The sequence below is a fragment of the Flavisolibacter ginsengisoli DSM 18119 genome (genome assembly GCF_900129295.1).
GTDB classification, from domain to species: Bacteria; Bacteroidota; Bacteroidia; order Chitinophagales; family Chitinophagaceae; genus Flavisolibacter; species Flavisolibacter ginsengisoli.
On sequence record NZ_FQUU01000007.1, the window covers coordinates 69,659 to 92,960 of the forward strand.

The following is a 23,302-nucleotide window of genomic DNA, read 5'->3' on the forward strand; positions in this document are numbered from 1 at the left end:
ATGGCTCAATAATTTTAGCGCATTATTGAGATAAACAGGCAGTAAAAACTATGGATAAAAAAGAGAAATGGATCATTATGGCTGCTTCCGCAGCTACTATTCTTGCAGCAGTATTACATTATACGGAAGCATCCCCCCTGCTAGCCTTTATTATCACTGCAGCAGCGCTGTCATTGCTGGCCATGATAGTTGGTGATGCCACAGAGCAATTGGGAAAACGTCTTGGTCCTGGTGCCACAGGCATATTGCAATCGGCACTAGGCAACCTCCCGGAATTGTTTGTATGCATATTTGCATTAAGGGCAGGACTGTCTAAAGTAGTTCAGGCTGCATTAATTGGTTCCATATTGGGTAATTCTTTATTGGTATTTGGATTAGCCTTGTTTTTTGGCGGATTAAAAAACGGCACACAACGTTTTAAATCCGGGCCGCCAAAAATGATCGCCACTTTAATGATCCTGGCATTTGGAGCACTAGCCATTCCTACATTAACCCACATGATGCATACAAAGGCGGAAACACATTTGAATGCACTGGATATATTCGTGGCCATCATTTTATTGATACTCTTTGGTGCCAGCACTTATTTCTTTTTAAAGCAGGATAAGGCTGTGGTGGCACCGCATAAAGAAAATGGAAAACCTTCATGGCCACTGGGTTTGACTATAACTTTATTGGGCCTGGCGGGTGCAGGTGCAGCCTTTGTATCTGACTGGTTTGTTGTCGCTTTACAACCTGCTATGAGCACATTGGGCATCAATGAAACATTTGCAGGCTTGGTCATAGTAGCCATTGCAGGTAATGCAGTTGAAAACCTTGTTGGCATTCAATTGGCCATACGCAACCAGGCTGATTATGCTGTAAGCGTAATACTTACCAGTTCCCTGCAGATAGCTCTCGGATTGTTCCCATTATTAGTTTTACTCTCATTCTTTTTAGGTGGTGCTATTCTTTCCTTTGTGCTGTCGCCCATGTTGCTCGCTGTACTGGCATTGGCAGTTATTGTAACTGCGTTCATTGTCTTTGATGGCGAATCTATCTGGATGGAAGGCCTGGCATTGATCGGTCTCTATTGCCTGATAGCCGCAGCTTTCTGGTGGGGATAAAGAAGAAAGCAAGATCCCTGTTCATTATAAAATTACCACAGGTTCAGCAATAGGGTGATATGAGTAAAGGGCGCACCTCATGTCAAAACCTTGAATCCTCCTGAGAAACACTATTTTTAAATAAATGATTGTTATGCCCAGATCTGTTATCGCCGGAATTGGAATGTACGTACCCTCCCAGGTAGTGACTAATGAGGACCTCACAAAATATATGGAAACAAGTGATGCCTGGATTCAGGAGCGCACAGGTATAAAGGAAAGAAGGTTTGCCCATCGTACAGAAGAAACGACAACAACTATGGGTGTTGAAGCTGCAAAAATGGCCATGAAAAGAGCAGGAGTAAATGCAGAGGATATTGACTTCATTGTTTTTGCTACCCTTTCACCTGATTATTATTTCCCGGGCTGTGGAGTCTTATTACAGAGGGCTATGAAAATGAAAGAAATCGGGGCTTTGGATGTACGCAACCAGTGTAGCGGATTTATATATGCTTTAAGTGTTGCTGACCAGTTTATCAGGTCGGGCATGTATAAAAATATCCTTGTTGTAGGCAGTGAAAAACATTCTTTTGGTCTTGACCTTACTACACGAGGCAGAAATGTATCAGTAATTTTTGGAGATGGCGCCGGCGCGGTTGTATTGCAGCCAACAGAAGAAGATCGCGGTTTGTTAAGCACACATTTACACAGCGATGGATCGGAGGCTGAAGTGTTGGCCATGTATAACCCCGGCACGCATGCCAACCACTGGAAGGAAGGCCTGGCAGATTTTGATGAAGCTGAAGCAGCCCAAATGTTCATGAGCCATAACATGATAGATAAAGCTCAATTATTTCCTAACATGGATGGACAAACAGTATTTAAAAAAGCTGTAGTGAAGTTTCCGGAAGTCATTTTGGAAGCACTTAATCAAAATGGTTATAAGCCCTCAGACCTTTCCTTGCTAGTACCGCACCAGGCTAACCTCCGCATCAGCCAGTTTGTGCAACATAAATTAGGACTTTCTGATGAACAGGTATATAATAATATACAGCGGTATGGAAATACTACTGCCGCTTCTATACCCATTGCTTTATGCGAAGCATGGCAGGAAGGCAGAATTAAAAAAGGAGATCTGGTATGCCTGGCAGCTTTTGGAAGTGGATTTACATGGGCAAGTGCCTTATTGAAATGGTAGCATTTTTTATTATTGCCGATATACAATAGAAAAGCTCATGATAAAACATGAGCTTTTCTATTACCATCAAATTGATACTGTTTGTTGCTATTTTGCTTTTTCTTTCAATACATTACCATTGGCATCTACCAATACTTTTGTTTTTGTATCACCATTTACAAGGATCAACTCATACCCTACCTGGTCTTTCCATGATTCTCTTTGCGCTGATTCAATAGTATAATCTTTATACTTGTCTTTTAACATGGTATTTACTGCATAAGGTAAAGTTGTATAATCTGTTATTGCATAAGTAGTTCCTACCCATGTACCATTTGCAGTATACCATGCATTGTATTTACGTCCACCCATATCAAAGCTTACCGTATAATCGCTGCTGGTCAAAGGTGACCATCCATTTAATTCCCAATCTATAGGTGCATTGGCTGCATCATATTGGGTATAAGTAACATTCGTTGCATCGGGGTATTTCGCTATAAAACCAGTTCTGATATTAGCTGGTAAACCATAGGCGGCATTTGAAGTGGTGCTATTATAAGTAGTGCCACAAGAGAAAAAGAATACAGTTGCCAATACAAGGCTCAGGACTTTCAATTTCATACAATTGTATTTTAAGTTAACGTAGAATATTTCCTATCACCGAGCATATAACCAAACACTTTGCCAGAAGTGTGATATACATGAGTTTGAAGCAGATAAAAATCTTTATTTGACATTATGAAAGCGGGGTCTGCCTTGATATTGGGAATATTTTTTTGTTACTCATCCGTAAATTTTTTTATCAAAGAATTGTAGCTTTAGAATTAATTATCACCCCCTTTTAAACATTGCAGAATATCCATGTAATAGAATTATATGCTTCTTTACACCAGGGGATATATAATTCAACTTCGTGATCCAATTTTTTACTCCACAGTCATTCCTTTTAAAAACCTTACAGTACAGATATACTTTATGTGAACGCAAATACCATGGTTGTAGAAAATATCCATGCTGAGTTTTGCCTGTTACCCTGAACTAAATTCTTTCCGTCCTACTAACATTCCGGCTCTATCAACACACCATTCATTAATCACTTAAACCAGAATTAAATGAAAAAGTATCACTTCCATTGTATGGGTGTTCTGCCCAGGGTATTGAGCTGTGTCCTGCTGCTTATCTTATTCAGCTGCAAAAAAGAATTGCCCAACCAGCCAACAGATGACAACCAGTTATCAGTTAGTAAAGAAAAAACAAACAACAAAGCAGAATCAGAATCTGCAGCAGTAGCCATTGATTGGTACAAACTACAATTGCGTATGATCCTTACTGCCAACCCAACCACCAATGGTGCTATCAATGCTGAGAACTTTGCCTATATAGGCATAGGGCTGTATGAATCCGTACGATATGGCATTAAGAATTCTGTAAGTCTCTCTACACTGTTATACCAGATGCCAACCATGCCAGCCAAAGAAAATAATATGGGCTACTCCTGGTCCGTTGCAGCCAATGCCGCCATGGCCAGCCTGGTTCGTTCACTATATCCAGGCCTGACGCAAGCTAACATGGCAAGTATTGATTCACTCGAAAATGCCTATAACCAGCAACTATCTCCTGCACAGGGATCAGCAAGTTTTGAAAGATCGCAAGCCTATGGCCGCTCCATTGCTACAGCAGTGTATAACTGGTCTAAGAGCGACAACTTTAATGTTGGAAATGCAGGATATGTTTACAAAACAGGCATCGGTTTCTGGGAACCTACACCACCCGCCTATGCCAAAGGAGTCAATCCTTACATAGGGGATGCAAGGCCATTCTTAAGTATTCATGGGTCAGGAGTTTCCCCCGCTCCTCCTTATCCTTATTCTGAAGTGGTGGGCTCTGATTTCTATAATATGGTAAAGGATGTTTACGATGTATCAAAAACATTAACTACCGATCACCGGAACATGGCCTTGTATTGGAATGACCTTGGTTTGAACATAGGCTATACGCCACAGGGTCATATTTTAAATGTTGTCATCCAGGCATTGGAACAATCAGGAGCAAGTCTTTCCGTAGCTGCCCAGGCATTTGCAAAATCAGGTTTGGCCATGCGTGAATCCCAACTGACCGTTTTCAGATCCAAGTATGAATATAGCCAGGTTAGACCTGTAACCTACATCCGGAAGGTTATTGATCCCAGCTGGCTGCCTCTGATCCCTACCCCGCCACATCCCGAGTTTCCTGCAGCTCATGCTTATGTTACGGGAGCTACCATGCAGGCATTGACCGATGTGCTTGGAGACAATTTCACAGTTGTAGATCATACCTATGACTTCAGGGGATTTGCACCAAGAACTTTTTCTTCACTCAATAAGGTAGCTGATGAAAGTGGAGCATCACGGAGATATGGAGGCATTCACTATGCTCCTTCGATAGTTGTAGGACTTTCTGAAGGCAGAACTTTAGGCCATAGCTTTGGAAGCCTCAAACTTACTGAGTAAATAATACTAGCCACATTGGTATTAAGGCTCTATACTGCGGCTATAGAGCCTTTTTTGTAAGCAACTGACAACGGGCATAGACGGTATTGACCACGCTCATTTATTAAAAACTATCAATGAAGGAATTTTAGAAAGGTAATAAGCCTCATCAATAAACAATGAATTATGAACGGATGGGATAATCCAGCGTAGGTATTGGCATTGGTCATTTCGAATATTATAGCCCTGGTCATATATTATTTTGCACGGAAAATACCCCGCATTGCACGGTTATTATTTTTCCTGTTGTTCGCCTGGGCTGCATGTACCAATTTGAATATGGCCATGAATCGTCCGCAGGAATATGTGAGCTTTGCTGATCTTGCATTCCTCGGTATTTATAAAAACTTTATCAATGGCTGGTTCGCCCAACATGGCGCCTTTTTGATAGCAGCCATAGCTATAGGGCAGCTACTCATAGCATTAGCCATGCTATGGAAAGGATGGGTATTTAAAATGGGAACTATTGGCGGCATTATTTTCCTGGTTGCAATTATACCTTTAGGTGTAGGGTCTGGCTTTCCATTCCCCATCATCACCGCAATAGCCTTTTATCATCTGTACAGGCAAAAGAATGTTGACATTTTATGGAAGGGCAACCAGCACCCACTAACGGATGCATATAACCGTTAATGCCAAAGAATATACCGGTGAAACTTGCATGAGACAAGTTAAGCGTACTGCATCGGTATTTATATAAAAAAGAATGCTTTATTAGAATTCTTTTTAGCATAAAAAGCTGTTGAAAAAAGAAGTAAAATTCTATCAATTTCATTTTTGGCACAATTTTCAAAGTACAATAAGAAAATATGTGATCATGGAAATGCGTAAAGAATCCACAGAAAAAAGAAGAAGAAAAATAGTACACAGAGGTGCAGAGTTAGTGCGTTCAGTTAAGCCCGGCCAGGCATCAGTACAGGCATGGGAAAAAGAAACAACACGTTCATTCGACTTTTCTAAACTGTATCCTGCAGCTTAGGTTTTGCTATTCATTAGCAGTAACATTAATTCCCTCCGGCATATAGTAAGTATGAAACGCTACGGGCGGAGCATTGGTAACAATGCCATCGAAACCTCCTTGCTTTACATAAAGATGTATCATGGCTGCATCGTCCAATGACCAGACATAAGCTTTCCGCCCCTGCGTTTGCATCAGTTGTACCTCTTCTGCCTGGAATCCACCAGTATATTGCGGCGCCCACGCATTGGCATTGATAGCTTCTGCTACTTCAGGTTCTAATTCAGTAAGGGATGGCAATTGCAGATGATCTTCCAGGGCCCTGAAACATCCAAGAATAGTTTTATCAGGTATCCCTATGTAAATAGTCAACTTCCGGCCTGCTTCATTTGCCTTCTGCATATATTCCATCTGTAATGCCCTGATCTCTCCGAGGTCGCATTCTTTCTTGATATCCAGCCAAACAATCTCTAAAGGAGTATTATATAGTACAGTATGCAATGCTTCCTGCAGTGTAGGAATATGACCTCCCTTCCTTAATTCTTTTGCTTTTAATTCTGCCAGTGTATGGTTACTTATTAATCCATCATATAGTAAGTTATTAAAGGTATGGATGGATAAGAAGCTATCATGAATGATCACAGGCACTTTATCTTTTGTCAGCCTTACATCTATTTCAATTCCATTTGCTCCAAGCCTTGCAGCCATTTTCATCATTTCAAGAGAGTTCTCTGAAGTAGATAGAAAATCAACATTACGGGCTCCGCCTCTATGTGCAAGTATATCCAGGGGCTTCTTTTCTGGTATTGGTTGGTCGTAAGTAAACCGCAATGATTCCCGTGGCGGCTCCTCTTTCTTTCCATAATAACCTTCTATAGACAGTCCTTTCTTTGGCCCTGCCTCATGCAATGTGCTGCTTCTGATTACCAACTGCACAGTACCCGTATCTGAGGCAGTCAACTGCCGCCATGCACCCTTTAAAAGAATATCGTTACCATCCAGCCTTCCCTCGCAAATAATGAATGCACCTTCTTTTCCACCAAAAAAAGATAAATGATTAACGGGACCTTCCTTTTCAATTGTGTATGTCCATTTTACTATACAGCAATTGCCAAATATTTCCTTTCCCTCAGTAACAGTATAGACACCCTGCAACTCATTGCAGGCGACACTGTCAAGCGGTACTGCTCCCTTTCTTCTGAAACGCTGCCAATCAGTATGAGGCACCTTGGTTTTCCTTGTCTTATACGTAACATATAAAATAAACCCTGCGATAATTACGACCACCTGTATCATAAAATTATTATTACAATTAACAGACCGTGCCTATATTTCTTTGCACCGGCTATATACATTAAATGATTTGAGGAACATCCAGGCCCAGCACCATGCTAGTATAATTCCGAACTTCCCGGCATAATTGTGCATCCTGCCCTAATGGCTTGCCATAGGATGGTATCATTTCTACAAGTTTTGATTTCCATTGCGAAGTATCCATTTCTTTTGGAAAGCATTGCTGCAACAGCCCTAACATTATTGAAACAGCAGTGGAGGCCCCGGGCGAAGCGCCAAGTAAAGCAGCAATACTACCATCAGCCGACCTTACTACCTCTGTACCAAATTCCAATATCCCGCCTTCTTCCTCGTCTTTTTTGATCACCTGCACCCGGTATCCGGCAATGGCTAATTCCCAATCCGGCATAACTGCATTTGGATAATATTCTTTCAATGCTTCCAGCCTTGCCTCGGGTGTCAGGCGCACCTGTTCCACCAGGTATTTGGTCAGGGGCAGGTTATGAATACCCGCTGAGATCATTGGTTTCAGGTTACTTAATTTAATAGAACTGAATAAGTCAAACACTGAACCATGCCGTAAAAACTTTGTAGTGAATCCTGCAAAGGGCCCAAACAGTAATTCTCTTTTTCCTTTTATCCACCTCGAATCAAGGTGTGGTACTGACATAGGGGGCGAACCTACGGCCGCCAGCCCATATACCTTGGCATCATGTCGTTCAATAATAGATTCCTTAGTACAGCGCAACCACTGCCCGCTTACCGGAAACCCGCCATAGCCTTTTGCTTCCGGTATACCTGATTTCAATAGCAAGGGTAAGGATCCGCCACCTGCACCAATAAACACAAACCGGGCGGTAATATTTCTTTTCTCACCCGATTGTTCATCCCTGGTATTAATGGACCAATGGTCTGTATCTCTGGTAATATCATAAACTTCCTGGCCAAAACTGATGCTAACGCCTCTCTTTTCCAGGCTTTCGAACATGTATCTGGTTAGAGAACCAAAGTTAACATCTGTGCCAAGATCCATCCTGGTAGCAGCTACCGGCAATGCATCATCTCTTCCTTCCATCACCAGTGGCATCCAATGTTCCAGGGTTTGAACATCATCCGCATATTGCATGTGATGGAATAAATGGCATTCCTGCAAGGCCTCATAGCGTTTATGAAGGAAGTCCACGTTTTCATGGCCCCAAACAAAACTCATATGGGGAATGGAATGAATAAAGCTACCCTGCAATGCAATTACCTTGTTACTGACTATGTACGACCAAAATTGTTTAGAAACTTCAAAGGACTCCGCGATCTTAACGGCTTTGGTGGTGTCAATAGATCCATCTTTACGCTGCGGTGTATAATTTAATTCGCAAAAGGCAGAATGCCCGGTACCTGCATTATTCCATGCGTCTGAACTTTCAGCTGCGGCAGTGCCAAGGCGCTCTACAACTTCAATAGAAATGCCGGGTTCCAGTTCCTTCAGTAACATGCCCAGCGTAGCGCTCATTATACCTGCACCAATAAGACATACATCAACCTTTTTATCATAAGTCATGTACGATGGCACTAAAATAACATGCCATTTGATAGCTAAACAGAGTGAGGAAAATAGAGAGGAGGAGATAGATAAGCTGTAGCGTTGCCCTGGCAGGCAGAAATACTGCACGCCAGGGCCAGTTAAGCTACAGGTTTGAATTACTTGATATGACTATTAACGATCTTAGCCAGGTCAAACATAGAAATCTGGTCTTTACCAAACAGTGGTTTAAGTTTACCATCTGCATTGATCATCCTGCGGTTTGTTTTATCCTGCAGGTTGTTCTTTTTGATATAGTCCCAGATCTTTTTGACAACTTCAGTTCTCGGAGCTGGTTTGCTACCGATCACATTTGCCAATGTTTCATCTGGAGTCAAAGGAGCCATGAAGGCTGCATTTGGTTTACGTGTTGATTTTTTGGGAGCTGCTTTCTTTGCTGCTGCCTTTTTAGGAGCCGCTTTTGTTGATGCTGCTTTTTTAGGAGCTGCTTTCTTAGCCGCAGCCTTTTTAGGAGCTGCTTTCTTTGGGGCTGCTTTTGTAGCTGCCTTTTTTGGAGCTGCTTTTTTAGGAGCTGCTTTCTTAGAAGCTTTTGCCATAATAATTAGAATTTGAATTGGGTTTAGTAAAACACAAAATTAACGCATACTAATTTACAGTTATCCATTTAATACGCACAAATAGTTTTTCCTTTTTTGGTGGATAACTATACAATCTTCCGGCCATCTTCCAAAAAATGGGCTTTAAGAGGAGAAAAACCAGGGAAAACGGCTATCCCGGAAGACATGTTGCCTATTAAAACACGATTTCCCGGAGTAAGACAGGTTACTTTTTTAAAAAGCACGGATATAACTGTTGCTGGCAAAAAACAAGGCATGCCTCCAAAAGAGGCATGCCCTGCTAATACAATATTCTAATTATAAACTAATTAAAATGTGGTCCTGATGCTGTCTGCCATATTTAAATGCATCTGGATATGCGGTAAATATTTGGAAGCATAATCCTTTACAGACTGGTTAGTACCTGCACTAACTTCAGACTGAAAAAGTGTAACATTTGCCTTGTGATCTTTTACCTGGCTGTTAATATAAACCGTGTCAAACGCCAAACCATTCAAGGTATCCAGGCGCGACATCAACATCTGGTGCATGGCGTCTATAGTATCTTTTACATTCACATTAATACCAGTGGCTACACTGCCCAAATCTGCTTGTGCCTGGCTGTGCTCAGTTACCATCATTTGAGCAAAAGTTTTCACACCAGCATTGGACGACCTACTTAAAGCAAGCTGACCCAAACGGACCTCGGCACTATTACTCAAATTGGCACTTGTCACAAATGATTGGTCTTGCGCATTTGCATTTAAATTGTCTTCAGTATCATCTTTCTTACACGCGGTTAACAACAGGGCTAGGGCACTTCCCATTAGGAATACTTTTTTCATTCACTATTTTTTTATGGTTAAGGAATAATGGGACTGCATTTTCAAATAGCGTGCTAAGAGTTCATAATTAAATGAGATAATTGCTTTTAAGAGGAGAATTCATAAGAGAATTTATGAACATACACGTTGATAATTAGCTATAAGCAACTTCAGGCATTGGAATAATTAGGAGGCCATTTCATATTTATTCTTTTGCAATGCTTGCTACAAATGCATTCAAAAATTGCCTTGAAATATGCTTTCATTACATAGTTTCACTATATGGTCACTGCAGAAACAATACGATTGGCGAAAATATTATGGGATTACCATCATATGCACCAGGAGATACAAAAAGCTGATTGCATACTTGTTTTGTGTAGTCATGATACCAGGGTAGCAGAGAGAGGAGCTACATTATTCCTTGATGGCTGGTCACCATTACTTGTATTTTCCGGCGGTTTAGGTCGCTTAACAAAAGGTTCCTGGAAAATGCCAGAGGCCGATCTGTTTGCACAAATAGCTATAGATATGGGAGTGCCACGGAGTGCAATTTTAATTGAAAACCGTTCCACTAATACAGGTGAAAATATCGTATTTACTAAAGCCTTGCTGGAACAGAAAAATATTCATCCGAATAGCTTCCTGCTTGTTCAAAAGCCATATAGGAAAGAAGAAGCTACGCAACCTTTGAAAATTTCTGGCCAGGCAAATCGGTTAGAGTTACTTCACCTCAATTAAGTTTTGAAGATTATATTACTCCGGAATTCCCCATTGAAAAGGTCATAAATATTATGGTGGGTGATCTCCAGCGAATTAAGGTGTATCCAGCAAGGGGTTTTCAAGTATACCAGGAAATACCAACTCCTGTTTGGGAGGCCTGCCAACAATTAATAGCACTTGGATTTGACAAGCAATTGATCAATGACTGATGTGTTTTGATTATTAATAAAATATACTTCCCTAATAAAAAATCGCAGCCCATGGCGTTATAGTTGCATAAAGAAGAATAATACACTTCCAATAATTTCACTTCTTTTAAATGCAATACTATGTTTGAAGCAAAAGACATCAGGGAAAAAGCCAAACTCGTCCGCAAATGGTGTATGGTGTCCACTACAGAAGCTGGTTCAGGACATCCAACATCCTGCCTTTCCGCCGCAGACCTTACTACGGTTCTGTTTGACCGTTACTTTACTTACGACCTAAAGCAACCTCTAAATATCTATAACGACCGTTTTGTACTTTCAAAAGGTCATGCAGCGCCGTTGTTATATACTTTATTTGGAATGGCAGGTGCCTATCCATTGGAAGATATAAAGTCACTTAGAAAATTGGGCAGCAAATTCGAAGGCCATCCTACGCCAAGGTTTGAATATGCAGAAGCAGCAACCGGCTCCTTAGGCCAGGGACTGTCTGTTGGTGCCGGCCTGGCGCTACTGGGCAAACGGGAAGGGTTGCCATTTAAAACATTTGTTCTCACAGGTGATGGGGAATTGGCAGAAGGCCAGGTATGGGAAGCCGCCAACTTTGCCGCTCATGAAAAACTGGACAACCTGGTGGCGATCCTTGATATCAACCGGCTGGCACAGAGCCAGGAGACCATGTTTGGTCACCATATTGATGAATACGTTAACCGTTTCAGGGCATTTGATTTTGAAGTGATAGCTATAGATGGACATAATTATGAAGAGATAGATCATGCACTTCAGCTAGCCACAAGCAACACTAACGGAAAACCATATGCGATAGTTGCTAAAACAGAAAAAGGGAAAGGTGTATCTTTTATTGAGAATAAAGATGGCTGGCACGGAAAGGCATTAAAAAAAGAAGAACTGGATAAAGCATTGGCTGAACTGGCGCCAATTAATGACAACCTGCGCTTTGAATTAAAAAAACCCGCAAAAGTTCAGCTTACAGAAAAAATAAAAGGGCCCGCAAGCGTTGACCTGTCCTTTGAAAAAGATAAAGAATATGCTACCCGCGAGGTATTCGGAGAAGCATTGGTAAAGCTTGCTGCAGGCAATAAGAATATATATGCCATTGATGGAGATGTCATGAATTCCACCTTCACAGAAGATCTGAAAAAGGCCTACCCTGAACATTTTGTTGAAGGTTATATAGCTGAACAAAATATGGTGTCTGTGGCTGCGGGTTTATCACGCTTAGGCAAGATTCCCTTTGTTGCCACATTTGCAGCATTTTTAACCCGCGCTGCAGATCAGATACGCATGGCAAGGGTATCAGAAGCCAATATAAAGTTCATTGGTTCACATGTAGGTGTTAGTATAGGTGAGGACGGCCCTTCACAGATGGGACTGGAAGACATATCACTTTTTGGGACTGTACCAGGTACCATTGTATTGCAGCCTTGTGATGCTATTTCCACTGCAGCCTTGCTGCCTAAAATGGTAGAGCATAACGGGTTTGCCTACATGCGCACACTAAGGTCTAAAACACCACTGTTGTATAAAAAAGAGGATAGGTTTGAAATAGGTGGTTCAAGCATCCTGAGACAATCAGCCAATGATCTGCTGACGGTGGCAGCAACAGGCATTACCGTTTTTGAAGCACTTAAAGCCGCTGATGAACTTCAAAAAGAAAATATTTCCATTAGGGTAGTAGATATCTATTCCATTCATCCGATAGATAAGGACACCCTCGTTAAATGCCTCCAGGAAACCCAACAAAAGATCATTATTACTGTAGAAGATCATTTCGAACATGGAGGTATGGGCGATTTTGCCCTGTCAGCTCTTGCATCTACTCAAGGGCAGGTAGTGAAAATGGCAGTTACCAAAATTTCGCAATCGGGCACTAAAGATGAACTGCTAAATGATGCAGGCATCAACGCTTCGCATATTGTAAAAAGGGTAAAGGAGCTAATGCAAAACAAAAATAAAAAGATGTAATAATAGTTAACCCCTGGCTTTGACTCTTAAAATATGGGACCTGTTTATAGGATGCTATAGCGTTATTAGCTTGCTAAGGACTGTTTATTCTTATTTAAGTAGCACATTCTGATTGCGGTGAAAAAAACTTTGAGGATCATACGTTTTCTTCAACGATACAAGACGTGGATAGTTTGCACCATAAACAGCTTTTACAGCCTGTTCTCCTTCTGTGCTCATATAATTGGAATATATGCGACCGCCTGAATATTGTTGCAATAGTTCCAGCGTCTTTGCATGCCATGACATACATGCTGCAGTGTTCTTTGGATCCTGCCATTCCAGGCCAAATGACAGGTGTATCGCCCCCGCTTTACGAAGCCCGAATGCAGTAGCATCCGGCGCAACGCGACAAACCTCCCCATGCATGTAGTGATCAAAGACGAAGTCGTAAAATTTAGCCGGAGGAGGCTGTGCAAAGCGATCAAGAATCAGATCAATCACTTCATCAGAAAGTTGTTCGATATATGATCCCTTTTGCGCCTTAAATGGATTAACAATGCCATTGTCAGAATAGGGAGCTAAAGTATATATTTCAGCGTAAGCCCGGCGTTTCATCCAGTCCTGGACAGGATGGCTAAGGCTCCGAAACTTATCGATTAGTTTTTCCCCTGCCGCTAAGTCGCCCGCATAAACAAATACCACGGAAAATTTTTGCTCTGCTGTGAGAAAGCAGCAGCCTTGTAACTCATCAGGTGCGGTGGCTAAGAAGTCACGGTAGAAACGCAGCATGTCGCGGGCTTTACTTACCGGGTAAGAAAACCCGCCGGCCAGCACTTCACCAACAGGGTGTAATTGGTATTCATATGAAGTTGCAATACCGAAGTTGCCGCCGCCGCCCCGGATTGCCCAGAAAAGATCGGGATTGGTGCTTATATCTGCTTTCAATACACGTGCATCTGCGGTAATAATACTTGCTGAAATAAGGTTATCACAGGCAGCTCCGTATTTTCCTGAAAGCCATCCAAGTCCTCCGCCTAAAACGAGTCCGGCGCCAACGCTGCCACATTCACCCAAAACAGGTTCAAGGCCATAGGATGCAGTAGCATCACTAATTTCCTGAGAAATATTGCCAGTGGCCACATTCACAGTTTTCTTAACCGGGTCAATGGTTATATGCTTCATTTTAGACAGGTCGATAACAATCCCCCGGTCGCAGGTTCCCCATCCCATAAAGCTGTGGTTCCCCGATCTCACCGCAACCTCCAGATCATGCTGATTCGCAAGGTCCACACATCGCAGCACATCCTCTTTATTGTTGCATTGCCCGATAATTGCCGGATACCTGTCGGTTTTTGGATTCATCCAGGGTACCCTGCGTACTGTTTCATATTCTTTATCTCCGGGCAAAATAATATTACCACTAAACCTTTTTCTGAATTTTTTTATAGCTTCCGGATCTAATAGTGACCTCCAGGATTTCTGTTCGCATCCACCGATTATTGCAAACATTCCGGTAGCTAGTGCCGTCTGTTTAATAAACTCACGACGGGTTTTAGTAGTTGCTATCATATACTGATGTTGATATTATATTTATTGAAGGTAATTATGGCAATAAAACAGATTTAAAAAATAATGCTGCCTGCAAATTTGTCGAAACGAAAACCTTGGAAAATAATTTAAACTCAGCATCTTGTCCTGCAACACACAAACACTAACAAAAAAATGGCATGTAACGGAAAGGGCTTGCCGATGTACCGGTATTAGCATTCCTTCAGCCTAAATTTATTACAAATGTTGAATAATGTTCGATTGGTTAGCATTTGTTTGTCAGCAGGTATATTGGCAGGCTTCATGTTGTGCGCTTTAGAGTTCAGTTTCGCACTAATACATATTCGCCATTCCAAGCCAAAGGTTCCATCTTCTTATCATCTGTATTGTCGTAGCTAAGGTTTATCCGAACTTTACCGTCCTTTATTATTACATTTCTGATGTATTTGTAATATCCTTGCCGAACTGGTATATCCTTTCCCTCAATTATGCCATTTCCAAGCGACGGAATTTGCAGCAGTAGACTATCCTCATACTTCTTGTTTCCCAGAACAGAGCCAGGGTCGTGTGCAGCTAATTGGCTTTTTCCCTTTAGTTTGATAAATGTTTGTCCATTCACTTCGTAGCCATATGCTTCTTTATAGTTCTCACTTTGAGAACAGGAGACAAATAGAAGACTGAACAATAAAGTAAGCGTGAAACTTAGGCTTTTAAACATTTAGTCTGGTTTGATTCTTTGGAACTATAGTTCCCTTCGCTTCCCCGATGAGTCACCGCAGCAGTACCTTGCGTCTTCAAACTCTCTGGCGGGACTCATCCATTCCTTCATCCCGCTCCTTTTCCTTCAATTCCAGCAACACTCCCATGAACTCCTGGTTATCAGGTGCAACCATTTGAAACATGTAAAAGTGATAAAATAAATGCCTGCTTTTGCGTACTGCCATCAGGAGAAAAGATAATAAAATGGAATAAAAGGAACAAGTGATTGGGACGACGAGTCCAGCGCTACATAGCATAAAGTTTTAGTTGCTGCTGCGGTGACTCATGGGGAAAGGAAAGGATAAAAGGTAATTATATTTAGTATAGTATTATGATTCGCATAATAAAATCTTTACTTCCTTTATTTGTAGTACAGTTCTTTACTTGGCTGGCTTTATTTTCTCTATGGATCTACTCGACTCCTGTAATTACTCGTTATATATTTCATAGCACAGACTCGGAAAGCCCTGCTTTTGAAAATGGGGTAAACTGGGTAGGAATATGTTTTGCCTTCTATGCAACGCTAGCGGCCTTATTAGCTTTTTTTATTCCAAAACTTTTGAGGTACACTACTAAAAAACGATTGCATTCTATTGCTTTGCTGATTGGCAGTATTGGTTTAGGACTGGTTGGGTTTATCAAAAACCAATATCTTTTACTTATATCTTTTGCTTTTATTGGAATTGCCTGGAGTAGTATTTCCAACGTACCATATAGTATAGTTGGGGATAAAGCTCCGGAAAAAGAAATGGCTACCTATTTTACCATATTCAATTTTTCTATAGTGATTCCACAGATAACAGCCGCATTTTTATTGGGATATATCAATAAACATTTTTTCGCAGGCGCAACAATAGATATTATTTTATTAGGTGCTTGCTCTATGTTCCTGGCTGGAGTAACAATGTTATTTACAAAATACTAGATTTCAAGTAAATGATCTTTGGTTTAATACCTGAATGCTAATAGTAAAATTTCCGCTAACGCAACATAGCTTTGCGAAGTGGCAGTAGTCTGTGTCACTATTGTTTGGCTTATGTCCTGTGGTTGATTGTTGTTTACAGATGAAAGATAATTATTAGCTGCCATTTCGTGAAGCTCATGTTAGCCGCTTGCTTTAAGAAATGTCTGTTTATACAATATTTATAAAACGCACCTTATTTAGTTGTTCATTGCAAGTAGTAGCCAAAATATGAAACAGAAATAAGGCTACCGAATTCCTGCTAAAAATGGTAACCTTATTTAAGGATAAAGTGGTTAATAATTTAGTTAGTTAATGATGCTTTTTGTTTTTTTACTGTGAATACAACACCCAAAATTAAGAAAGTCAAAAATATTGGATACATAACATAGAATGTTGCATGAACTGTCGTCAAAGTCAGCATTAATGATAAAAACATATGCAGGATTGCTGTAAGAATCATTCCTACTGTTCCAATAACGAAAAAAGGGTGAAATTTTGTCATTTTGTTTATTTTAAAATTTACTTTTTCATTAATTCATGAACTCTTTGTCTCTTTTGTTGGTCGCAAATAGTTGCGGCTAACGCTTAGTATTTACGCAATTTATATTTTTTTAATTAGTTGACTATTATCACTTTTACAGTGCGCTATTTTTATTGCGCATTGCGTCAATCACCTACTCCCTCTTATTTACCCTTGCTTCAAAAGACTGTTCAAAGAAAAACCTCCTACCTACAAGATTACACTTCGCCAATTAACAATTGAACATTTACAATAAACAACATTCCCTATTCCACCTTCACCCATTCATCTATGATCTTTTCTTTTGGTTTGGTAAGCATAGTTTGCAAGCCAAGTTTCTTTACCTTATCTACCAGGTGCCCCCCAAAGCAAATGGGGATCTTGTAATCCTTTGCAAAGGCGCCATCAAAAACTGCCTTCCAGTTATAGTCGTCCATATAATGCATAAGGTACTCTTCATCTTCCTCACTGGGCTTTGCTTCAATGATCACCAAAAAGTTATCCTTATCCGGCTTTGGCTTTTTTTCTCTTTTCTGCGCCTTCCGCTTATCTGCTTCCCTGATCATTCCCGGCAGGTATAGCTCCAGGTCTTCTGCAGTTATGGGTAGGCAGTGCCGGGAAGTAAGGAACTCATATAATGATCTGAGCACCTGCTCATCCTCTATACCCTGGTTTTTTAAAGCAATGGCCTTTTTCTTACAAAGGTTATATAACGTATTGCACCTCCGGTGGGTATATACATACCGGTATATAAGGGAAGCAAGGGTATTGGCTCTTCCAAAGAAACCGGACGTTATCCTGGCTCCTTCAAAAACAGGATCTGTATGAAAACGGTGCGTGTCCACTCCAGGCTTGAGACGTACGCGGTACTCCCCTTCGGAGCGATAAAAATTTAAATTACCATCAATGGTGCCCAGGCCTTTGATATAACCAACTTGTTTTGGCATAGGATAGGATTTTAGGATTTGAGCACTCAAAATACTAAATTATTTAGTAATCAAAAAGGGTTTCTCCCCCTTTATTTTTCCACCCCCTTTAATAACAACCAGGTGTAAAAGTAAGCGTTGAATAGCTCCGCCCATGCAAAGCCCATGCTCCTCCCTACCTGCAGTATGGATACTCCGTGCGAACACGGAGTATCCATACCAGAGCTATGGCTTATCTATATAGTAGAGGGGAAGGAGATAGGAAGGAACCATACGCAACACCTGAACAAAGTATGTAGCAGGATGAAGGAGTTTACGAGCATGAATAGAAGAGAATGTAGTTTACCCATATATTTAATCTTACCTATAACAAACCTATAGTTTACCGGCTTAATACGACGAACAATGGTACCTTACATGGAAATTCAATTGTATGCTCCTTAACCTTTCCAAGGCCTTTAGTTTCAATAATGATGCTGACGTTTTTAAAATAGATTATATTTTTCTGAAGAATACACCTGCTGCAGGTACAGCAGATCCACAAATATGGCTTGTTTTCAATGTTTCAATGAATGATGAAGCCAAGAAAGAGTACAAGCTTGGCATGAACCAATCTACGCTGTATCAAACCAATGATACTATAGAAGCCATGATCAAAAAAGAAACACTTATGATGCAGCCTGCTTAATACCTGATTCATCCAAACTTTTCAGAGGCTTATGGCTGCCCATGAATCGCGACAGGTATATGGCTGTGCGGCTTTCCTTTGATCTTTTTAATTTTTCCGGTGGTCCGCAGGCAACAACATGGCCCCCTTCTTCACCCGCACCTGGACCCATATCTATAATCCAATCGCTGGCGGCTACAACAGCCATATCATGTTCTACTACAATTACCGTATTACCAGCATCAACCAGCCGCTTCAACTGGATGATCAATTTTTCAACATCAGAAGGATGCAAGCCCGTGGTAGGTTCGTCGAGGATATAAAGAGTATTACCCCTGCCAGCCCTTTGCAGTTCAGTGGCCAGTTTGATGCGTTGCGCTTCACCGCCCGATAATTCAGTTGCAGGTTGGCCCAGTCGCAGGTATCCAAGGCCCACTTCGTGCAACACAGATAACGACCTGCTGACCTGTGCATCTTCAGCAAAAAATTCTACTGCTTCATCCACTGTAAGACCCAGTACTTCCGCAATATTCTTATCCCTGTATTTGATCTCCAGGGTTTTTGCATTGTACCTGGTGCCGCTGCATACCGGGCAGGGTGCATATACACTGGGAAGAAACAGCAATTCCACCATTACAAATCCCTCGCCTTCGCAATTCTCACACCTTCCTTTACCCACATTGAATGAAAAGCGCCCTGCATCATAATGACGCGCTTTGGCTGATTTAGTAGAGGCAAAAAGTTTGCGTACATGATCAAACAGCCCTGTATAGGTGGCAAGGTTTGACCTGGGGGTGCGCCCAATCGGTTTCTGGTCTACACGTACGAGGCGCTTAATGCTTTCCATGCCTGAAATAATATGCCCGCCTGTTGTAATAGATTCAACAGCCAGGGGCAGTTCTTCTTCCTCTTCTTCAGCAGGCAATTCATGACCAAGGTATTCAGCCACCAGCTCCACCAACACCTGGCTTACCAGGGTTGATTTTCCAGAGCCTGAGACACCGGTTATGGCCGTGAGAACACCCAATGGAAAAGAGGCATCAAGGTTATTAAGGTTATTGCGGGTTACATCACCAAGTTTCAACCATCCTGCAGGTTCTTTTGTTTCTGTAACTGGTAAACTATTGTATTGAAATAAATGGCGTCTTGTTTGGGAAAATTCGACCTTCTCCAATCCTGCCGGAGGTCCACTGTACAGGATTTCTCCGCCCTTTTCACCAGCAGCAGGACCAACATCAACGATCCAGTCGGCATGCCTGATAACATCGATTTCGTGCTCTACTACAAAAAGCGAATTGCCTGAAGCCTTTAAACGGTCCAATGCCCTCAATAAAGCCTCGGTATCTGCAGGATGCAGCCCTGCTGATGGTTCATCCAGCACATACACCACTCCAAATAAATTGGAGCGTACCTGCGTAGCAAGCCGAAGGCGTTGCAATTCTCCGGGGGAGAGGGTTGGCGTACTTCTTTCGAGAGAAAGATAGCCCAGGCCCAGGTCAAGCAGGATATTCAACCGAGCCACCAGGTCTTCAGCAATACGTTGGGTCACCATTACTTTTTCCTGGTGATCTTTTGCCAGCTTAGCCAATACAGGTGCAGTGCCCTGTGCATAAGGCAGAAAGATCTTCAGCAATCGGGCAAGTGGCAGGCGTGAAAGCTCTGTGATATCAAAGCCTGCAAAATTCACTGAAAGAGATTCCTGCCTTAGCCTCTTACCTCCGCAAGTAGGACATTCACTGCTTAACATGTATTGTGCTACCCTTTTTTTCATGAGGGCACTTTGGGTATTGGCAAAAGTGTGCATCACATACCTGCGTGCACCAGTAAATGTTCCCATATAACTGGGCTCTTCCTTTCTTTTGATGGCTCTTTTCACTTCTTCCCTTGAGAAGCCGGCATATACAGGCACCGTGGGTTGTTCATCTGTGAATAAGATCCAATCCCTGTCTTTTTTAGGCATGTCTTTCCATGGCGTGTCCACATCATATCCCAGCGTGGTAAGTATATCCCTCAGGTTTTGACCCTGCCATGCCGATGGCCAGGCAGCAACAGCCCGTTCCCTGATAGTTAATGTATCGTCAGGCACCATCGACTTTTCTGTCACCTCGTATACCTTTCCCAATCCATGGCATTGAGGACAAGCACCTTCAGGTGTATTGGCAGAAAAAGATTCCGCATATAACAATGGCTGATTTTTAGGATAATTACCTGCCCTTGAATACAACATCCTCAAAAGATTTGATAATGTAGTAACACTGCCCACTGAAGAACGGGTGGTGGGTGACCCACGCTGTTGCTGCAATGCCACAGCTGGCGGCAGGCCATCAATTTCATCCACCACAGGTACGGGCATCTGGTGAAAGAGGCGACGCGCATAGGGCGACACAGACTCAAGATACCTTCTTTGCGCTTCAGCATACAAGGTACCGAAAGCAAGGGACGACTTTCCCGATCCGGATACACCTGTAAACACTACCAAAGCATCACGGGGAATCTCTAAACTGACATTTTTTAAATTATGTTCCCTGGCTCCCCTTACCTGGACAAATCCTTCCTTGTTTCCTTGCTTTCCTTGCTGCGACATAGCAATGCAGATTCAAACTCTATGCCCTGACTGGCTGGAATATTTCTCCTGCTGATATATTATTAACTTTAAAATGCTGATCAGCAAGGTAATTATGCGTTTATATGGCAATAATCGGCTGAATATAACAGAACATTGCAGCGAGTTGTGTTTATTGAGATAAAATAAACCTATCTTCACAGCGTACGTTGAGCTCCGCATTTAGTTAAGTCAATTAATCTGTTAAGTTATCTTTTACTGTTAGTTCCCTTCTCTTTTATTGCCTGCTTAAATATTCTGATGGTACGAAAAACCACTATAATTACAAACCATGGAGAGATTTAATAAAGAAATCGTAGTTGGTACCGAAAACAAAAGGTTCCAGTTTACCAGGATAGATAACATTGATGGGGTAAAATTTTTCATTACCACCATTGATGAAAATGGCAAGCCTATATCATTTAGCATGAAAAAGAATAAATTAGGAGATTGGGCATTAACACCAGGTTCTTCACGATGGTTATACACGATTACTGATGAACTTTCGGAAGCCATTATTGAAACAAGGCCAGTATAGAAATTCCATTATAACAATTACACCAATGAACGATTTTAAAAAGACCATAGACCGTATAGACTTCAATTTCAAATTTATCAGGGAAGGTGCCGATGAGGTTTTCATGGTTACTTATGATAACCAAAGCTTCCGAATGATCACCGACCAGGATGGCGTTTGGGGCATCTGGCAACAAGTACCCGGATGGATCAAAGGCATGGAAGAAAGTCTTGCCAGTGCTATTGAAGAAAATTACAAAGCAGATAAGGTAACAGGATAAAACCTACACCTTGCAAAACCCAAATAGGGTTTTATTTCCTTTTCCTCTACTACAGCATTATGTAAATTATTTATGATTGCCAGGAATAATTGTACTGACACAAACAGTAGGATTATTCCTGGCCATAGTATACCCTTTATTTTTCTCCGCTCACTGATGAGGGCTTTAATAAATAATTTATATCCATTCCAGGGGTTAACGAGCTTTTATTATTATCTCCACCTGTGAAAAGTACTCCATTGTTTTCACCAATGTATTGAAGCTGATTATTTTCAAGCCATAGAGCACTGCCTTCCGGCAAACCTACTACAGGTATACCCGGGTTAAGCGTTATGAATTCTATTAAACGCATATCCCTTGTTTCTCCATTAAACCCTTCCTTTATTTCATTGAGATAATGAGGGTTGAGTTGAAAAGGCAGGAATTGCAATGCGGTAAAACTTTCTGGCTGAATGACAGGCATGTCATTAGTGGTGCAAATGGTTGGCCCGGCAATATTAGCACCTGCACTCCACCCAATATAGGGACTACCCTGCTGCACTTTTTTCCTGATCAAATCCAAAAGATCCAGCTCATACAAATCATGAAGAAGCTTGAATGTATTGCCACCTCCCACCATGATAGCTGAAGATGCTTCAATGACATCTTGAGCATTTTGAGGCTCCACCACATTAATTGTCAAAGAAAGTTTGGCTAAGGCTTCGCTAACCATTGTTCCATATGCCTGGTAATCCTTGGACACTGATGCAAAAGGGATAAAGGCAATGGGGCCTTTAGAACCCTGTAGAAATTTACTTATCAATGGCAGGGCAGATTCTAAAAATGCACCCTTGCCAACCCGCGAACTACTTAAGGCCAATAATTTTATACTCATAAGAAATGCTATACTGTATAAGTTGCAAAGGTTATACTGATTTGAATAATAAAGAATGAAATATTGAAAGTGCTGTTAACTGCTCTTTTCAAGCTTCTTTTCCACTGCTTTTTTTCTTAGCGTCCATCGGGGAATGGGTTCCGGATAAGAAGTATAACTGGTTTTTTTAGCACTACCCGTAACAGATTTTAACAGCGCTTTACTCAACTGCCCAACCTTTGTATTGGAAGTATAGGGCTTCAGCTTTTTATCATAGAAAGCAGTATAAACTTCAAGCGCTTTTTTGATCACCCTTAATTCATTTTTGGGCTGCTTGAATTTACGGTAAATGATCATCAGCCTGTTATAGGGAAATTCATCCATTGGGTGTTGCCTGATGGCTTGTTCATAAATAGATGCAGCTTTTTCAAGCTCCCCGTCAGCTTCTACATTCCTGGCCTCTTCAATCAATTCCGTATAATGTTTGGTTACCGGCATGCAGAAAAGATAATGAGAAAATTATGCCATGGCCGGAACTATCCAGAGTTCAGATTACAAGTTGTTTTAATTGAGAATCCAATTACCACAGTTCCTGAATAATCATTCCCGGGGTAAAATCTCCAGGTTATAAAGTACAACATTACCCCTTGTTATAGTTCCTTGCCGGTCATACAGTTTCACAAAAGTATACTGCCAATTGAATTAACTTTAAGAGACTGATATAAATAAAGTGCAAAACCAGTGAAACGTTATTATTCAAGCTTTAGAATAAAT

General features: G+C 41.4%; 25 protein-coding genes. 12 read left to right on the forward strand and 13 right to left on the reverse strand.

Annotated elements, in window-relative coordinates:
* Window positions 1–50 precede the first annotated feature (50 nt).
* On the forward strand, window positions 51–1,106 hold the full coding sequence (locus tag BUA53_RS09680) for a calcium:cation antiporter (protein WP_072835179.1): 1,056 nt from the start codon (window positions 51–53) through the stop codon (window positions 1,104–1,106).
* A gap of 133 nt (window positions 1,107–1,239) precedes the next feature.
* Window positions 1,240–2,283 (forward strand): 3-oxoacyl-ACP synthase III family protein, encoded by a 1,044-nt coding sequence (locus tag BUA53_RS09685; RefSeq protein ID WP_072835300.1) that lies wholly within the window; start codon window positions 1,240–1,242, stop codon window positions 2,281–2,283.
* 87 nt (window positions 2,284–2,370) lie between these two features.
* Here the strand turns inward: BUA53_RS09685 and BUA53_RS09690 are convergent, their stop codons facing one another.
* Complete coding sequence (locus BUA53_RS09690; RefSeq protein ID WP_072835180.1) at window positions 2,371–2,883, reverse strand: PepSY-like domain-containing protein; 513 nt, start codon at window positions 2,881–2,883, stop codon at window positions 2,371–2,373.
* Between the two features lie 491 nt (window positions 2,884–3,374).
* Between BUA53_RS09690 and BUA53_RS09695 the strand changes: the two genes are divergently transcribed.
* From BUA53_RS09695 to BUA53_RS21220, 3 genes are all read left to right on the forward strand, one after another.
* On the forward strand, window positions 3,375–4,751 hold the full coding sequence (locus tag BUA53_RS09695) for a vanadium-dependent haloperoxidase (RefSeq protein ID WP_139256401.1): 1,377 nt from the start codon (window positions 3,375–3,377) through the stop codon (window positions 4,749–4,751).
* Window positions 4,752–4,946: 195 nt separating this feature from the next.
* A complete protein-coding gene (locus BUA53_RS09700) occupies window positions 4,947–5,423 on the forward strand; it encodes a hypothetical protein (protein ID WP_072835182.1) in 477 nt (158 codons plus the stop codon).
* A 109-nt stretch (window positions 5,424–5,532) separates the two neighbouring features.
* Window positions 5,533–5,769 carry a hypothetical protein gene (locus BUA53_RS21220; protein WP_072835183.1) on the forward strand — a complete coding sequence of 79 codons (237 nt, stop codon included), beginning with the start codon at window positions 5,533–5,535 and terminating at the stop codon, window positions 5,767–5,769.
* Between the two features lie 6 nt (window positions 5,770–5,775).
* On the opposite strand, the gene BUA53_RS09710 is transcribed toward BUA53_RS21220, so the two are convergent.
* The 3 genes from BUA53_RS09710 to BUA53_RS09720 form a co-directional block, all read right to left on the reverse strand.
* The gene (locus tag BUA53_RS09710; RefSeq protein ID WP_072835184.1) at window positions 5,776–7,044 is read right to left on the reverse strand and encodes a glycerophosphodiester phosphodiesterase; all 1,269 of its coding nucleotides are present in this window, start codon (window positions 7,042–7,044) and stop codon (window positions 5,776–5,778) included.
* A 58-nt stretch (window positions 7,045–7,102) separates the two neighbouring features.
* Complete coding sequence (mqo, locus tag BUA53_RS09715) at window positions 7,103–8,596, reverse strand: malate dehydrogenase (quinone) (protein ID WP_072835185.1); 1,494 nt, start codon at window positions 8,594–8,596, stop codon at window positions 7,103–7,105.
* Window positions 8,597–8,736: 140 nt separating this feature from the next.
* Window positions 8,737–9,174, reverse strand: coding sequence for an SWIB/MDM2 domain-containing protein (locus tag BUA53_RS09720; RefSeq protein ID WP_072835186.1), 438 nt, complete (start codon window positions 9,172–9,174; stop codon window positions 8,737–8,739).
* Between the two features lie 99 nt (window positions 9,175–9,273).
* Here BUA53_RS09720 and BUA53_RS09725 point away from each other — a divergent pair, with 99 nt between their 5' ends.
* Window positions 9,274–9,492 carry a hypothetical protein gene (locus BUA53_RS09725; protein WP_139256402.1) on the forward strand — a complete coding sequence of 73 codons (219 nt, stop codon included), beginning with the start codon at window positions 9,274–9,276 and terminating at the stop codon, window positions 9,490–9,492.
* A gap of 11 nt (window positions 9,493–9,503) precedes the next feature.
* On the opposite strand, the gene BUA53_RS09730 is transcribed toward BUA53_RS09725, so the two are convergent.
* Window positions 9,504–10,019, reverse strand: coding sequence for a DUF4142 domain-containing protein (locus BUA53_RS09730; protein WP_072835188.1), 516 nt, complete (start codon window positions 10,017–10,019; stop codon window positions 9,504–9,506).
* 261 nt (window positions 10,020–10,280) lie between these two features.
* On the opposite strand from BUA53_RS09730, the gene BUA53_RS09735 reads away from it, so the two are divergent.
* Window positions 10,281–10,739 (forward strand): YdcF family protein, encoded by a 459-nt coding sequence (locus BUA53_RS09735; protein WP_245793081.1) that lies wholly within the window; start codon window positions 10,281–10,283, stop codon window positions 10,737–10,739.
* 311 nt (window positions 10,740–11,050) lie between these two features.
* Complete coding sequence (locus BUA53_RS09740; protein ID WP_072835189.1) at window positions 11,051–12,910, forward strand: transketolase; 1,860 nt, start codon at window positions 11,051–11,053, stop codon at window positions 12,908–12,910.
* A 90-nt stretch (window positions 12,911–13,000) separates the two neighbouring features.
* Here the strand turns inward: BUA53_RS09740 and BUA53_RS09745 are convergent, their stop codons facing one another.
* The 3 genes from BUA53_RS09745 to BUA53_RS21225 form a co-directional block, all read right to left on the reverse strand.
* Window positions 13,001–14,461, reverse strand: a complete 1,461-nt coding sequence (locus BUA53_RS09745; protein WP_084079963.1) for an FAD-binding oxidoreductase — start codon at window positions 14,459–14,461, stop codon at window positions 13,001–13,003.
* A 301-nt stretch (window positions 14,462–14,762) separates the two neighbouring features.
* Window positions 14,763–15,158, reverse strand: a complete 396-nt coding sequence (locus tag BUA53_RS09750) for a hypothetical protein (protein WP_072835191.1) — start codon at window positions 15,156–15,158, stop codon at window positions 14,763–14,765.
* Window positions 15,159–15,234: 76 nt separating this feature from the next.
* The gene (locus tag BUA53_RS21225) at window positions 15,235–15,384 is read right to left on the reverse strand and encodes a hypothetical protein (RefSeq protein ID WP_175546051.1); all 150 of its coding nucleotides are present in this window, start codon (window positions 15,382–15,384) and stop codon (window positions 15,235–15,237) included.
* Between the two features lie 146 nt (window positions 15,385–15,530).
* On the opposite strand from BUA53_RS21225, the gene BUA53_RS09755 reads away from it, so the two are divergent.
* Window positions 15,531–16,124, forward strand: coding sequence for an MFS transporter (locus BUA53_RS09755; RefSeq protein ID WP_072835192.1), 594 nt, complete (start codon window positions 15,531–15,533; stop codon window positions 16,122–16,124).
* A gap of 23 nt (window positions 16,125–16,147) precedes the next feature.
* Here BUA53_RS09755 and BUA53_RS21435 read toward each other — a convergent pair whose 3' ends face one another.
* Together BUA53_RS21435 and BUA53_RS09765 are read right to left on the reverse strand one after the other, a co-directional pair.
* Window positions 16,148–16,288 (reverse strand): hypothetical protein, encoded by a 141-nt coding sequence (locus BUA53_RS21435; protein WP_217652971.1) that lies wholly within the window; start codon window positions 16,286–16,288, stop codon window positions 16,148–16,150.
* A gap of 661 nt (window positions 16,289–16,949) precedes the next feature.
* Window positions 16,950–17,630 (reverse strand): hypothetical protein, encoded by a 681-nt coding sequence (locus tag BUA53_RS09765; protein WP_072835194.1) that lies wholly within the window; start codon window positions 17,628–17,630, stop codon window positions 16,950–16,952.
* 412 nt (window positions 17,631–18,042) lie between these two features.
* Here BUA53_RS09765 and BUA53_RS09770 point away from each other — a divergent pair, with 412 nt between their 5' ends.
* Window positions 18,043–18,297: a hypothetical protein gene (locus BUA53_RS09770; RefSeq protein ID WP_072835195.1), complete on the forward strand. Its 255-nt coding sequence runs from the start codon at window positions 18,043–18,045 to the stop codon at window positions 18,295–18,297.
* Here BUA53_RS09770 and uvrA read toward each other — a convergent pair.
* Window positions 18,278–20,860, reverse strand: a complete 2,583-nt coding sequence (gene uvrA / locus BUA53_RS09775) for an excinuclease ABC subunit UvrA (protein WP_072835196.1) — start codon at window positions 20,858–20,860, stop codon at window positions 18,278–18,280. The genes BUA53_RS09770 and uvrA overlap by 20 nt on opposite strands.
* A gap of 310 nt (window positions 20,861–21,170) precedes the next feature.
* On the opposite strand from uvrA, the gene BUA53_RS09780 reads away from it, so the two are divergent.
* Window positions 21,171–21,416 carry a hypothetical protein gene (locus tag BUA53_RS09780; RefSeq protein ID WP_072835197.1) on the forward strand — a complete coding sequence of 82 codons (246 nt, stop codon included), beginning with the start codon at window positions 21,171–21,173 and terminating at the stop codon, window positions 21,414–21,416.
* 25 nt (window positions 21,417–21,441) lie between these two features.
* Window positions 21,442–21,675, forward strand: coding sequence for a hypothetical protein (locus BUA53_RS09785; RefSeq protein ID WP_072835198.1), 234 nt, complete (start codon window positions 21,442–21,444; stop codon window positions 21,673–21,675).
* Window positions 21,676–21,811: 136 nt separating this feature from the next.
* On the opposite strand, the gene pepE is transcribed toward BUA53_RS09785, so the two are convergent.
* Both pepE and BUA53_RS09795 read right to left on the reverse strand, forming a co-directional pair.
* Window positions 21,812–22,549 (reverse strand): dipeptidase PepE, encoded by a 738-nt coding sequence (gene pepE, locus BUA53_RS09790; protein WP_072835199.1) that lies wholly within the window; start codon window positions 22,547–22,549, stop codon window positions 21,812–21,814.
* 75 nt (window positions 22,550–22,624) lie between these two features.
* Window positions 22,625–23,026 (reverse strand): hypothetical protein, encoded by a 402-nt coding sequence (locus BUA53_RS09795; protein ID WP_072835200.1) that lies wholly within the window; start codon window positions 23,024–23,026, stop codon window positions 22,625–22,627.
* Between the last annotated feature and the right edge of the window lie 276 nt (window positions 23,027–23,302).